This is a genomic window from Streptomyces sp. NPDC058864 (genome assembly GCF_042742985.1).
Lineage (GTDB): Bacteria > Actinomycetota > Actinomycetes > Streptomycetales > Streptomycetaceae > Actinacidiphila.
The window spans coordinates 1-12,723 of the sequence record NZ_JBHYMQ010000125.1; the positions used below are offsets into that span (position 1 = coordinate 1).

The following is a 12,723-nucleotide window of genomic DNA, read 5'->3' on the forward strand; positions in this document are numbered from 1 at the left end:
CACGGCGCACCATCGCGCCCGCGGCTCGCCCTGCACCCTGCTGGCGATCACACCCGGGTGACAAGACGAAATCCGGGGGGAGTACGCGCAGTTGCACAGATGCGAAGCCGAAGCGCGGGCGGAGGGCGCCGAAGTGCCCGATGTGGTCCCGGTTCCGGCGGAAGGGCCGCTTCGTACGGTGCTGCCACCCTCGTCGCGTACGCCCCGCCGGCTCCGCACCGGCTCCGTCCGGCCGTGGGTGCCCGGCCGCCGGCAGCCGCCGTGCGGCGGCGCGCGGGCCGCCGGATACTGCTGGGGGGCGACGCTGGAGGTCGGGCATGGGTCGTTTCGACGGGAAGACCGCGGTGGTCACGGGTGGGGCCAGCGGCATCGGACTGGCGGCCGCCGAGCGCCTCGCGGCGGAGGGCGCGCACGTCTACCTCACCGGCCGCCGGGAGCCGGAATTGCGCGACGCGGTCGCGGCGATCGGCCCGGACCGGGCCACCGCAGTGCACGGTGACGTCGCCGTGCCCGCCGACCTGGACCGGCTGTACGCGCAGGTCGAGGCCGCGGGACGGCGGATCGACGTCCTCTTCGCCAACGCGGGCGGGGGCAGGATGGCCCGCCTGGAGGACGTGACGGAGCAGGACTTCGACGACACCTTCGGGGCGAACGTGAAGGGCGTGCTCTTCACCGTCCAGAAGGCACTGCCGCTCCTCAACGACGGCGCCTCGGTCATCCTCACCGGCTCCACCGCGGGCAGCGGCGGGGCCGAGGCGTTCACCGTCTACAGCGCCTCGAAGGCCGCGGTCCGCTCCTTCGCCAGGACGTGGGCCAACGAGCTCAAGGGGCGCGCCATCCGGGTGAACACCCTGAGCCCGGGACCGGTCGAGACCCCGGGGATCCACACCCTGGCGCCCGGCCCCGAAGAGGACCGCAGCCTGATGGACGGCCTGGTCGCCGCGGTGCCGCTCGGCCGCCTGGGCCGGCCCGAGGAGGTCGCCGACGCGGTCGCCTTCCTCGCGTCCGACGAGAGCACCTTCGTCACCGGGGTGGAGCTCTTCGTCGACGGCGGCCAGCAGCAGGTTTGATCCCCTCCCCCGTCGCGCCCCGCTGCGGGAGACAGCGGCGCTTGACACTCACCGCAGGCCGACTTAGTTTCGTATCGACCACTACATAACTCGACCCGCCGCCCCCTCGCGACGCGTGCGAACGCGGTGCGAGGGGCGCCACAGGCATCCCCTGCGGCGAAATGTAACAACTCTGGTTACGTCAGTGCGGGCGATCACCGATTGCGATACGGAGCAATTCCATGGGACAGCTTGACGGCAGGACCGCCATCGTCACGGGCGGCACCAGCGGCATCGGCCTGGCCACCGCACGGCGGTTCGCCGCCGAGGGCGCGTACGTGTTCGTCACCGGCCGCCGCAAGGACGCACTCGACGCCGCCGTGGCGGAGATCGGACCCCGCGCCACCGGTGTCCACAGCGACGTCGCCGACCCGGCGGGCCTCGACCGGCTCTACGACGCCGTCGCCCGGCAGGGGCGCCGTGTCGACGTGCTGTTCGCCAACGCGGGCGGCGGCAGCTTCTCCACCCTGGAGCAGGTCACCGAGCAGCACTTCGACGAGATCTTCGGGAGCAACGTCAAGGGCCTGCTGTTCACGGTCCAGAAGGCACTGCCGCACCTCAACGACGGCGCCTCGGTCATCCTCACCGGCTCCACCGCGGGCTCCGTCGGCAGCGAGGCCTTCGGTGTCTACGGCGCGTCAAAGGCGGCGGTGCGCTCCTTCGCCAGGACCTGGGCCAACGAACTCAGGGGGCGCTCGATCCGGGTCAACTCCATCAGCCCCGGCCCGATCGACACACCCGGTATCGACGGCCTCGCGGCCGACGCCGAGGGGAGGGCACAGCTCAAGGGCTTCCTCGCGGGCCAGGTGCCGCTCGGCCGGATGGGCCGGCCCGAGGAGGTCGCCGCCGCGGCCGTCTTCCTCGCCTCGGACGAGAGCACCTTCATCTCCGGCATCGAACTCTTCGTCGACGGCGGGGCCAACCAGGTCTGAGCACCACCGGGGCCGCTCTCCCCCGGGCGGGGCGGGGTACGGCCGTGTCCGGCCCGCCCGGCCCCGCCCGGCCCCGCCGCGGACGACAACCGCAACCACCGCCACCACCAGCACAGACGGGACACACACCATGGACTTGGGACGGACAGGAATCTGGAGCATCGAGCTGCGCACCGCCGAACCCGGAGCGATCGAGGAGGCCGCGGCGGAACTCGACGCGATGGGCTGGGGCACCCTGTGGATCCCGGGGCTCGGCGGCGGCGACGTCCTGGGCGACTCGGAGCGCCTGCTCCGCGCCACGAGGACCGCACGCATCGCGGTCGGCGTGCTCAGCATCTGGCGCCACCGGGCCGTGGAGATGGCGGCGGGACACGCGCGCCTGCAGCAGCGGTACGACCGCCGGCTCCTCCTCGGCCTCGGCGTCAGCGACGCGGCCGCCGCGCACGGCACGGGACGCGCCTACCGGCCCCTGTCGGACATGGGCGCCTACCTGGACGAGCTCGACGGGGCCCCGGCCCCCGTACCGGCGGAAGAGCGCGTCATGGCGGCGCTGGGGCCGAAGATGACCGGGCTGGCGGGACGGCGCACAGCGGGTGTGCACCCGTTCATGGTCACCCCCGAGCACTCGGCGGCCACCAGGGAACTGCTCGGTCCCGGCCCCCTTCTGGCGCCCTACCAGGCGGTCGTGCTGGAGCGTGATCCGGCCGGGGCCCGCGCCGCCGCCCGCGGCTTCCTGGGGACGTTCCTGGCCATGGACCACTACGCCCGCAGCCTGCTGCTCCAGGGCTTCACCGAGGAGGACCTGGCCGCCGGGGGCAGCGACCGGCTCATCGACAGCGTCGTGGCGTGGGGCGGCACCGAAGCCATCGGCGCGCGCGTCCGCGACCACCACCAGGCCGGGGCCGATCACGTCTGCCTGCACGTCGTCGGCACGGACTCCGCCGTCCCGCTGGCCGAGTGGCGGGAACTCGCGGCGCTCGCCGGCTGAACCGGCGGGCGGCCCGCGGTGCCCGCGCCGCCCCCGGACACCCAGTCGCGCGGGGCCGCGGGTCACCGCCGCCGGGCGAGCGTGTCGCGGAGCACGTCGGCGACGGTGGTGGCGGCGAGCTGCCGCTCGATGCCGCTGTGCAGGCCGTCGTACACCTGCTGCAGGGCGGGGCCGATGCCGTGGCCGACGGGGCAGCCGGCGTTCGGGGCGGCGGGGTGGAGCCGGAAGAGCGTGCCGTCCTCGACCGCCCGGTAGACGTCGAGCAGGGTGATCGACTCGGGCTCGCGCACGAGGTTCCAGCCCGCTCCCGCACCTCGCCGGGACTCGACGAGTCCCGCCCTGCGCAGCTCGCCCAGGCAGCGCCGGATGACCACGGGGTTGGTGTTGACGCTGCCCGCGATGCGCTCCGACGTGGCCGCCGGACCGTCGTCGCGCCGGTCCAGGGCCATCCACGTGAGCACGTGGACGGCGACGGTCAGCCTGCTGTTGGCGCTCACGCCCGCGGACCTCCTCCTCGGTGATGTCAGCCGGCCGCCGGCTCCGCGGGCCAGGCGCCCATCGCGAGCTCGACGACCCGGTGCAGTTCCTCGCGGGTCGCGCCGCCCGCGGCCTGAACGGCGAGGCCCTGGTACACGGTGATGAAGTAGCGGGCCAGATCGGCCGGATCGGCCTCGGCGGGGAGCTCGCCGTCGGCCCGCGCCTTGTCCAGCCGCAGACGGAGCGCCGTCTCGCCGGCCGCCCGGCGTGCGGTGAGTTCGTCGCGCACGGTCTGCGACCCGGGCGACGCGGCGAGCCCTCCCTGCACGGTGAGGCAGCCGGGAGGGCAGTCGGGCCGGGTCGTGGCGTCCGCGGCGCCGTGCAGCAGCCGCTCCACGACCCGGCGCGCGCCGGGCTCGGCGAAGGCCTCGCGGATGTACCGGGCGGGGCCGTCGGCGTAGTGGTCGAGGACCCGCTTGAACAGCTCCTCCTTGTTGCCGAAGGCGCCGTAGAGGCTCGGCGGGTTGATGCCCATGGCCCGGGTGAGGTCCGAGATCCCGGTGCCCTCGTAGCCCTGGCGCCAGAACACCTCGAGCGCCCGGTCCAGGACCTCGTCGACGTCGAAGGCGCGCGGCCGTCCTCCCGCCATCGTGACCTCCCGACCCGTCGATCTGTAATGGCCGCTATAATACCGCGCTCGCCAGGGGCGCGGTCGGCGGGCCTGCGCCGCCAGGCCGATCCGATCCGCAGCAGCCCCGCCGGATCAGGGCCCCCTCCCGCCGCGAGCGGGTCCTCGGCCTCCCGGCAGGTCGTGCGGAAGCACTCGACCACGTCCGGGTCCCGGGTGTGGAGTTCCGAGATGCCGTCGACCAGGAAGTCGCCGCGCCGGTGCGGGTCGGACCCGCGGCTGTCCACGACGCCCCTCTTCGGATCCACAAATTGCAAAAATCTTCAATTCACTACATGATGATCCCGCCGTGTCGCCACGGGAAACCCGGGCACGGCTACGGACCGTCCCAGGCAACCGGCCCGGGCGATGGACGACAGGGCTGGTGTCTTCGCACGGTGACTTGGCCGGCAGGGCGGATGTGGGGCCCGGTACGCGCGTTGCTGCCCGCGCGGGCCGATCTGACGGCGATGCGGCGGCAGCCCCGTCAGGACCTGCTCGCCGGTCTGACCGTCGCGGTGGTGGCCCTGCCGCTCGCGCTGGCGTTCGGGGTCTCCTCGGGGCTCGGGGCGGAGGCCGGACTCGCGACGGCGGTGGTGGCGGGGGCCGTGGCGGCCCTGTTCGGCGGATCGAACGTGCAGGTCTCCGGGCCGACCGGGGCGATGACCGTCGTGCTGGTACCCATCGTCGCCCAATACGGGCCCGGCGGGGTGCTGACCGTGGGGCTGATGTCCGGTGCGCTGCTGATCGGGCTGGCCCTGCTGCGCGCCGGCCGGTACATGCGCTACGTGCCCGCGCCCGTAGTGGAGGGCTTCACCCTCGGGATCGCGTGCGTGATCGGGCTGCAGCAGGTGCCCGCGGCGCTCGGGGTGCCCACGCCGGACGGCGAGAAGGTCACGGCCGTGGCCCTGCGGGCCGTACGGGAGTTCCTGGCCCACCCCCACTGGGCACCCCTCGCGCTCTCGGCCGCGGTGGCCGGGGCCATCCTGGCGGGTGCCCGGTGGCGCCCCCGGGTCCCGTTCTCGTTGCCGGCCGTCGCCGCGGCCACGATCGCCGCCGAGGCCGCGAACCTTCAGGTGGCGCGTATCGGGCACCTGCCGTCCGGACTGCCCACGCCCTCCCTGGGGTTCCTCGACCCGGCCGCCCTCCCCTCGCTGCTGGCGCCGGCCGTGGCGGTGGCGGCCCTGGCCGCGCTGGAGTCGCTGCTGTCGGCGACCGTCGCGGACGGGATGGCGCACGGCCGCCGCCACGACCCGGACCGGGAACTGTTCGGCCAGGGCCTGGCCAACCTGGTCGTCCCGCTGTTCGGCGGGGTACCGGCCACCGCGGCGATCGCCCGCACCGCCGTCAACGTCCGTACGGGCGCCGGCTCGCGGCTGGCCGCGCTGGCCCACGCCGCCGTCCTCGCGGTGATCGTCTTCCTCGCCGCTCCGCTGGTCGGGAGGATCCCGCTGGCGGCGCTGGCGGGAGTGCTGCTCGCCACCGCGATCCGGATGGTCGAGGTCGCCCCGCTGCGGGCGATGGCCCGGGCGACCCGCGCCGACGGCGCGGTGCTGCTGCTGACCGCGGCCGCCACTCTGGCCCTTGATCTGGTGTACGCGGTCGTCATCGGGCTGGTGGTGGCCGGGGCCCTGGCCCTGCGCGCGGTAGCCCGGCAGGTCCGGCTCGATCAGGTGCCGCTGCACGAGGGCCCGCCGGACGGGCAGGGCGCCGGGGAAACCGCCCTGCTCGCCGAGCACATCGCGGTGTACCGCATCGACGGGCCGCTGTTCTTCGCCGCCGCCCATCGTTCCCTGCTCCAACTCACCGAGGTCGCCGACGTGTCGGTGGTCATCCTGCGCCTCTCCGGCGTCACCCACATCGACGCCACCGGCGCCCTGGTCCTGAAGGACGCGATCGACCGGCTGAACCGCCGGGGCATCACGGTGCTGGCGTCCGGCCTCCGGCCCGGACAGCGGCACGCACTGGACGCGCTGGGCGTGCTGGACGCACTGCGGGACGCGGACCTGGTGCACGACACGGCCCCGGAGGCCGTCCGCGCGGCCCGCGCCCGGTTGCACCGGGCCGGAGTGCTGCAGGGGGAGGCCGCCGGATGAGCCCCGCGTACCGCATGGCCAACCTGACCGGGGCAGAGGCGTTGTGGCTGCTGCAAGGGGCCGGCAGCGGCCGCCTGGTCCACGTACTGCGGGGCGCGGTGCTCGTCCGCCCCGCCGTCCACGTCCTGGGGTACGGCACGCTCGTCGTCCGCGCACCCGTCCCGCTCACCGCGGTCACGCAGGGGGGCGACGTGACGTACCACTGCGACCGGTTCCACCACGCCTCGGGCACCGGCTGGTCGGTCACGGTCACGGGGCCCGCCCAGGACCTCGCCGACGCCCACGAGGCCGCCCACTACCGACGCACCCTCACCGGATGGGTCCACGGCCCGCACGACACCCTGTTGCGGATCCACCCCCTGACGGTCCAGGGCCACCGGCTCGGCGGCCCCGCCGGCACGGGTACCCGCACCGCCGACGGCGACGGGCCCGGCACCCGGTGACCGCCCGTGCCAGGCTGCAGCGCCGCCATGTGCTGACCCTGCCGACGGCGCCCCTGTCCGTGGCCGTGGCCCGCAGGACGGGCGAGTACGTCTACAGCTCCTGGGGCGTCGCCCGGGGCGACACGGTGCTGGACCGGGCCCTGCTGATCCTCAGCGAGCTGGTCGCCAACAGCGTTCGGCACGCCGCCGGGGTCTCCCCCAGCCTGGACGTCGTCTACGCGACGGGCGGTGGGGTACTCGCCTTCGCCGTGTACGACCGCCATCCGCACCGGCCGGACCTCCTCGGGGCCGCCGCGGCCGGTAGCGGGCTGGCCGTGGTCGCCGAGGTCACCGCCGAGTGCGGGGGCACCGTGGCGGTGCACCCCGACCCCGGCACCGGGGGCAAGGGCATCTGGGTCACCCTGCCGCTGTACCCGGACTGAACCCGTGGCCCGCTCACTTGGGGGCGTGCTTCCCCAGGTAGAACAGCAGGGTGATGAAACCGGCGATGAAGTGGGTGACGAAGACGTAGACGAGGACGCGCAGCAGCACCGCCCTCTGCTTGTACGTGTCGCCGCCGGTGTCCTTGCGCGAGCTCGTCCCGGCGCTCACGCGGCGTCGCCCGTCGTGCCCGTCGTGCCGGCGACGACGGAGCCCTGCTCGGTCTGCTTCAGCTCGGCCAGCAGGTCCTGCTGCCCGGTCAGCAGCTCCGTGAGGATCCTGCGGGCTGCCCGGAGCAGTTCCGCCACGTCTCCGCCGGCCAGCTCGTACACCACGGTGGAGCCGGTGCGTGTGGCGGTCACGATGCCGGAGCGGCGCAGTACGGCGAGCTGCTGGGAGAGGCTGGAGGGCTCGATCTCCATCGCGTTGAGGAGGTCCCGCACCGGCTTGGGGCCGTCCTGCAGGAGTTCGAGGACGCGAATACGCACGGGGTGCCCGAGCATGCGGAAGAACTCCGCCTTGGCCTGGTAGAGCGGAACCTGCACTCGGACCACCCGCACCCTCTGTAGAGATTCGCCAATTGAAGAACTCTTCAATGCTAGCCCACCGTAATTCCCGGGCCGGCCGGGCGGCACGGGTGAAAGGCTGGCCCCCGCAGTCCGCAATGGAGGAAGTGAGCATCCAGTGACCGACGACGACCGCGTGGGCCCGCCGCTGCTGGGCGGGGAGCGCGAGACGCTCCGGGCGTTCCTCGACTACCACCGCGCCACGCTGGCCATGAAGTGCCGGGGGCTCTCGGACGAGGAACTGCGGCTGCAGTCCATGCCTCCCTCCACCCTGTCGCTGCTCGGGCTCGTCCGGCACATGGCGGAAGTGGAACGCGCCTGGTTCCGCCGGGTGTTCGAGGACAAGGACGCGCCCATGGTGTGGTCCGACAGGATCGACTTCCAGGCGGCCTACGACGCGAGCGCGTCCACCCGCGCCGAGGCCTTCGCGGCCTGGGAGGCCGAGGTGGCGGAGTCCCGACGGATCGAGGCGGCGGCCGGCTCCCTGGATCTGACCGGGCACCAGCCGCGCTGGGGCGAGGACGTCTCCCTGCGGATGGTCATGGTGCACGTCCTCCTGGAGTACGGCCGCCACAACGGCCACGCGGACTTCCTCCGCGAGGGCGTCGACGGCACGGTGGGCGCCTGACCGCCCCCGCGCGGACGTCAGGACACCGGCCGCATGTCCGCGCCGTAGAGGGTGCGGTAGTCGGGGACGACGACGCGCGTCGCGGGCGACTCACGGCGGGCCTGGGAGGTGATCTGCCCGGCCAGGACCCCGTGGTGTCCCCGTGACGAGGCTCCCGGTGGGTACGACCTGCTGGGTGGGTACGACCTGCTGATCGGGACCTGCCGGGAAGCGGCGTCGCGTTCGAGCAGGGTGCCGCGGCCGCCCTCGGGCGCGGCGCACGTGCGCTCCCCTCCGCCGCCGGACGGGGCCACCGACGCGGCCGTGGTCGGCGGTGTTCGGCTGAGACGCCGGCGTCCCGCGGACGCGGCCGGGGTGGCCGATCGCGCGGGCGCCGGAGAAGCTGGGCGTACGGAAGCCCGTGAACGGACCGAGGTGAGCACGATGGCGGACGAGAGCGTGAACCACCCGGGTCTGATCGTCCCGGTCGGGCACGTCGAGCCCGTCCCCCGCCGCATCCGGGCGCAGATCGGGGGCCGTACCGTCCTGGACACCCGGCACGCCCTGTACGTGTGGGAGTGGCCCGGCTATCCGCAGTACAGCATCCCGCTGGCGGACCTGACCGAGGGGGAGCTCACCGACGACGGCCGGGGCGGCCGGCTGGGCCCCGGCCCTGCGCGCCGCCACTCGCTGCGCGTCGGCTCCGAGATCCGCGAGGGCGCGGCCTGGGTCTGGGACGAAGGCGCCCCGGACCGGCTCCTGGGCACCGCGCGTTTCCGCTGGGAAGCCCTCGACGCCTGGTACGAGGAGGACGAGCAGGTCTTCGTCCACCCGCGGAGCCCCTACACCCGGGTGGACGCCCTGCGCTCCTCCAGCAGCGTCCGCGTGGAACTCGAGGGCACCGTCCTCGCCGACGCCCCGCACGCGGTGACCCTGTTCGAGACGGGCCTGCCGACCCGGTACTACGTCGAACGCGTGCACGTCGACTGGCGCCGGCTGCGCCCCTCGGACACCGTGACGCGCTGCCCGTACAAGGGCACGACCAGCGGCTACTGGTCGTTCGACGGCGACGGCGCCACCCACGAGGACATCGCCTGGGCGTACGACTTCCCCACGGCGGCGTGCGCCCCCGTCGCAGGCATGGTCGCGTTCTACAACGAGCACGTCGACCTGTACGTCGACGGCTCGCCGCTGCGCCGCCCCACCGCGATGTCCCGCGACGCGTGGGACCGGCGTCATCTCGGACGGCCCTGAGACGAAGGCCACGCCGGACACAGCGGCCGGCGTTCTAGGCTGGCGGCATGTCTGAGCAGGTCGAAGTCGTGCAACTGCTGGTGTCGCCCGCGCACCGGTACATGGGGCGGCCGTCGGACGGGCCGTCGGCGGCACCGGACGGGGAACTGGTGCCGCGTGCCGAGGTGCGCAGCGGGCTGGGGCTCGTGGGCGACCGCTACTACGCGCGGCCGGCCCATCGCGACGCCGCGGTCACGCTCATGGCCGCCGAGGCCCTTCCGCTGGACATCGCCCCGGAGGCGGACCTGCGGCACACCCGCCGCAACGTGCTGCTCCGCGGCGTCGACATCGACGCGTACGTCGGCAGGACCGTGGAGCTGGACACCGGAACGGGGCCGGTCCGGTTCGCGGTGCGCCGCCCCGCCCGGCCCTGCGCCTGGATGGACACCGTCATCGGTCCGGGGGCGCAGCGCGCGCTGCGCGGCAGGGGCGGGGTGCGGTGCACTCCGCTGAGCGACGGCGTGCTCACGCTGGGCCCGGCGCAGTTCCGGGTCGTGGAGGACGCCGCGGAGGCCTCGTAACCGGGGCGCGCGGGACCCGTCCCGGTACGGCACGGGAACCGGATCGCACGGCCCGGCGTCGTTGTTGCGTGCGATCAGTGGGGTGGACGGATGACCGGCGGGCGAATCACCCGCGGGCGGATCACGGACCGGCGGACGCGGCGCCGGTCGGCCGCGGATGGCGCGGCCGGCGGCGGTGGGACGGGGTCCTGACGGCGCTCCCGCTCCTGCTGGCGCTGCTGATCGTCTGCCATGCCGCGGTGCCGAACGGCCCCGGCCGGGCGGGGAGCCTGCTCGAGACGTTCCTGCCATGGCTGGGTCTCGGCGTCCCGGTGCTGCTGTGCGTGGCCCTGCTGCGGCGCTCGGGAGTCGCCCTGGGCGCGCTGCTGGTGCCGACGGCGGCCTGGTTCGCGGTCTTCGGCGGGCTGCTGGGCCCGCACGGCGGTTCCGCGCAGGACCTCGTCGCGGTGCAGCACAACGTCAGTGACGAGAACACGGATCCGAGGGGCACGGCACGGGAACTGGCCGCCGCCGGTGGTGACTTGATCGCCCTGCAGGAGTTGACCCCGTCCCTCCTGCCGGAGTTCGGCGCCGCCCTGGGTGCGGACTACCCGTATCACGTGTCCTTCGGCACGGTCGGGCTGTGGTCCAGACATCCCCTGGTGGACGGGCGCAGGATCGACATCCGGCCGGCGGATCTGGGCGGGGACTGGGACCGCGGCCTCCGGGCGACCGCCCGGACGCCGCAGGGGGACGTCGCCGTGTACGTGGCCCACCTGCCCTCGCTGCGGCTCGGCCCGACCGGCTTCGGCTCCGCCAGGCGGGACGAGAGCGCGGCCCTCCTCGGCGCCGAGATCGCGGCCGAGCGACTGGACCGGTTGATCCTGCTCGGGGACCTCAACGGCACGGTCGACGACCGCGGGCTCGCGCCGCTCACGTCCCGGCTGGGCGCCCCGGCGTCGGGGCTCGCGTTCAGCTGGCCGGCACGGTTCCCGGTGGCCCGGATCGACCAGGTCCTGGCGCGTTCCGCGACGGTCTCGGACGTACGGACCCTGCCCGCGACCGGGAGCGACCACCTGCCCGTCGCGGCCCGGATCCGCTTCTGAGCCCGGGCGGGTGAATCCCGGAGTACCGAGCCGTCCCTGACGCTCGATCAGGAAATGGCGGGGTGCCATTCTGATGGCATGTCGGGGCACGGCAAAGCCCGCTGACGATTCGTCAGCGAATCCGGCATCCGGAGACCGGGCCTCCGCCAGCTTGCTGACGCAAGATTATCTGATGATCTGTCACCCAGTTGGACATCTCTTCACATTTTTCTTATCCGGGCCTTCACACCCACTCCCACCTGCGAAAACGTCCCGGGCGACGCCACGGCCCCACCCCATTCGGCCGTACACCTCCGCCGGTCTCGGGGTGCGGAGCGGCTGCAGATGATCGCCATATAGGTCTCGAGGACGCGCTGGCAGTCGTGCCGGGGGCCACATCCCGCCTGCCCCGTCCACAAGGAGGTTCAGCTCCATGCGTGGTGCTCGTATCCTGGCGATGGCGACGATGACGGCTGCTGCGGTCGTGCTTCCGAACTCGCAGGCCTTCGCCGTGGTCGACGTCAACGTCGCCCAGAACGGACGCTCCGTCACCGTCACCGCGAATTCCGAGGTTTGCCAGGCGCCCGGCGCGATGGTGAACGCCAACGCCTTCCCGTCCGGTCTGCTGCGCAACGCCCTGACCCTGAGCGCGGCGACCCCCGGCGGTCCGCTGACCGGCACCTTCACGATCCCGGAGGACGCGCCGGCCAACACGTACACCATCACCGTCAGCTGCATGATCGGCCCGAAGTCCGATCAGGGCAGCGTCGGCACCCTCACCGTTCCCGAGACGACCAGCACGACCGGTGACCGCGACGGCGGAACCACCACGAACACCAACACCAACACGAACACCAACACCAACAACGGCAGCACCACGAACAACAACGACGACTACGACAGCGACGACTACGGGGACGACTACGACGACGACTACGGCGACTACAGCCGCGGTCACGGCCGCGACAAGTGCTCGTGGGGCGGGCACGGCCGGGGCGGGCACGGCGGCCGCGGTGACGACGGTGGCGACGACAACGGGCGCGGCGGGTACGGCGACCGCGGCGGGTACGGCGACCGCGGCCGCGACAACGACCGCAAGTGCTACAAGCGCCACCACGGCCACGGCGGCCACGGCGGCTACGGCGGCCGGGACAACGACCGTGACAACGACAACAACAACGACAACGACAACAACGGCGGCGGCGCGCCCGACACCGGCTTCGGCGGTTCGACGGGCATGAACACCGCAGAGAGCCTCACCGGCGCCTCCCTCCTGGCCGCCGCGGCGGCGGGCGGCGTGTTCCTCCTGCGCCGCCGTCGCACGCAGGGCGGCGAGGCCTGACGCCCCTCGCTCCCCCTCACGGCACTCCCGCCCCGGGCCCGCACACGGGCCCGGGGCGGGCTGCCGTCCGCCGCGGGCCGGGCCGCGCGGACACCACTCCGCCCCCCCCCGTTATGTTTTTCGCGGTCCTGCAATGGGGCCGCTGGCCTTCGGGCCCGGCATGACTGTTACCCCCTGTCGAACGGATGACCTGGGGGG

Annotated in this window: 16 protein-coding genes; 11 read left to right on the forward strand and 5 right to left on the reverse strand. The window is 73.7% G+C overall.

From position 1 onward, the window contains the following. The first annotated feature begins 317 nt into the window (after positions 1-317). From ACFW3D_RS41045 to ACFW3D_RS41055, 3 genes are all read left to right on the forward strand, one after another. A complete protein-coding gene (locus tag ACFW3D_RS41045; RefSeq protein ID WP_500513512.1) occupies positions 318-1,070 on the forward strand; it encodes an SDR family NAD(P)-dependent oxidoreductase in 753 nt (250 codons plus the stop codon). A gap of 221 nt (positions 1,071-1,291) precedes the next feature. Beyond that, positions 1,292-2,041 carry an SDR family oxidoreductase gene (locus tag ACFW3D_RS41050; RefSeq protein ID WP_500513513.1) on the forward strand — a complete coding sequence of 250 codons (750 nt, stop codon included), beginning with the start codon at positions 1,292-1,294 and terminating at the stop codon, positions 2,039-2,041. Between the two features lie 130 nt (positions 2,042-2,171). After that, positions 2,172-3,029: a TIGR03620 family F420-dependent LLM class oxidoreductase gene (locus ACFW3D_RS41055; protein WP_500513514.1), complete on the forward strand. Its 858-nt coding sequence runs from the start codon at positions 2,172-2,174 to the stop codon at positions 3,027-3,029. Between the two features lie 62 nt (positions 3,030-3,091). On the opposite strand, the gene ACFW3D_RS41060 is transcribed toward ACFW3D_RS41055, so the two are convergent. Together ACFW3D_RS41060 and ACFW3D_RS41065 are read right to left on the reverse strand one after the other, a co-directional pair. After that, positions 3,092-3,526 (reverse strand): Rrf2 family transcriptional regulator, encoded by a 435-nt coding sequence (locus ACFW3D_RS41060; RefSeq protein WP_500513515.1) that lies wholly within the window; start codon positions 3,524-3,526, stop codon positions 3,092-3,094. Positions 3,527-3,552: 26 nt separating this feature from the next. Then, positions 3,553-4,155 (reverse strand): TetR/AcrR family transcriptional regulator, encoded by a 603-nt coding sequence (locus tag ACFW3D_RS41065; RefSeq protein ID WP_500513516.1) that lies wholly within the window; start codon positions 4,153-4,155, stop codon positions 3,553-3,555. Positions 4,156-4,592: 437 nt separating this feature from the next. On the opposite strand from ACFW3D_RS41065, the gene ACFW3D_RS41070 reads away from it, so the two are divergent. Genes ACFW3D_RS41070 through ACFW3D_RS41080 form a run of 3 tightly spaced genes read left to right on the forward strand, consistent with a single transcriptional unit; the run spans position 4,593 to position 7,134 of the window. Then, positions 4,593-6,269, forward strand: a complete 1,677-nt coding sequence (locus ACFW3D_RS41070; RefSeq protein WP_500513525.1) for a SulP family inorganic anion transporter — start codon at positions 4,593-4,595, stop codon at positions 6,267-6,269. Continuing rightward, positions 6,266-6,712, forward strand: a complete 447-nt coding sequence (locus ACFW3D_RS41075) for a pyridoxamine 5'-phosphate oxidase family protein (protein ID WP_500513517.1) — start codon at positions 6,266-6,268, stop codon at positions 6,710-6,712. The genes ACFW3D_RS41070 and ACFW3D_RS41075 overlap by 4 nt, the downstream gene beginning before the upstream one ends. Beyond that, positions 6,709-7,134 carry an ATP-binding protein gene (locus ACFW3D_RS41080; RefSeq protein ID WP_500513518.1) on the forward strand — a complete coding sequence of 142 codons (426 nt, stop codon included), beginning with the start codon at positions 6,709-6,711 and terminating at the stop codon, positions 7,132-7,134. The genes ACFW3D_RS41075 and ACFW3D_RS41080 overlap by 4 nt, the downstream gene beginning before the upstream one ends. A 13-nt stretch (positions 7,135-7,147) precedes the next feature. Here ACFW3D_RS41080 and ACFW3D_RS41085 read toward each other — a convergent pair whose 3' ends face one another. Both ACFW3D_RS41085 and ACFW3D_RS41090 read right to left on the reverse strand, forming a co-directional pair. Then, positions 7,148-7,303, reverse strand: a complete 156-nt coding sequence (locus tag ACFW3D_RS41085; protein WP_500513519.1) for a DUF6126 family protein — start codon at positions 7,301-7,303, stop codon at positions 7,148-7,150. Continuing rightward, a complete protein-coding gene (locus tag ACFW3D_RS41090) occupies positions 7,300-7,677 on the reverse strand; it encodes an ArsR/SmtB family transcription factor (protein WP_500513526.1) in 378 nt (125 codons plus the stop codon). Before ACFW3D_RS41090 ends, ACFW3D_RS41085 begins: the two co-directional genes overlap by 4 nt. A gap of 139 nt (positions 7,678-7,816) precedes the next feature. On the opposite strand from ACFW3D_RS41090, the gene ACFW3D_RS41095 reads away from it, so the two are divergent. Next, positions 7,817-8,326 (forward strand): DinB family protein, encoded by a 510-nt coding sequence (locus ACFW3D_RS41095; protein WP_500513520.1) that lies wholly within the window; start codon positions 7,817-7,819, stop codon positions 8,324-8,326. 17 nt (positions 8,327-8,343) lie between these two features. Here ACFW3D_RS41095 and ACFW3D_RS41100 read toward each other — a convergent pair whose 3' ends face one another. After that, positions 8,344-8,619 (reverse strand): hypothetical protein, encoded by a 276-nt coding sequence (locus ACFW3D_RS41100; RefSeq protein WP_500513521.1) that lies wholly within the window; start codon positions 8,617-8,619, stop codon positions 8,344-8,346. A 130-nt stretch (positions 8,620-8,749) separates the two neighbouring features. Here ACFW3D_RS41100 and ACFW3D_RS41105 point away from each other — a divergent pair, with 130 nt between their 5' ends. From ACFW3D_RS41105 to ACFW3D_RS41120, 4 genes are all read left to right on the forward strand, one after another. Beyond that, a complete protein-coding gene (locus ACFW3D_RS41105; RefSeq protein ID WP_500513522.1) occupies positions 8,750-9,559 on the forward strand; it encodes a DUF427 domain-containing protein in 810 nt (269 codons plus the stop codon). Between the two features lie 47 nt (positions 9,560-9,606). Next, on the forward strand, positions 9,607-10,119 hold the full coding sequence (locus ACFW3D_RS41110; protein WP_500513523.1) for a molybdenum cofactor biosysynthesis protein: 513 nt from the start codon (positions 9,607-9,609) through the stop codon (positions 10,117-10,119). Positions 10,120-10,307: 188 nt separating this feature from the next. Next, on the forward strand, positions 10,308-11,204 hold the full coding sequence (locus ACFW3D_RS41115; protein WP_500513527.1) for an endonuclease/exonuclease/phosphatase family protein: 897 nt from the start codon (positions 10,308-10,310) through the stop codon (positions 11,202-11,204). A gap of 412 nt (positions 11,205-11,616) precedes the next feature. Beyond that, positions 11,617-12,525: a hypothetical protein gene (locus ACFW3D_RS41120; protein ID WP_500513524.1), complete on the forward strand. Its 909-nt coding sequence runs from the start codon at positions 11,617-11,619 to the stop codon at positions 12,523-12,525. Positions 12,526-12,723: the final 198 nt, after the last annotated feature.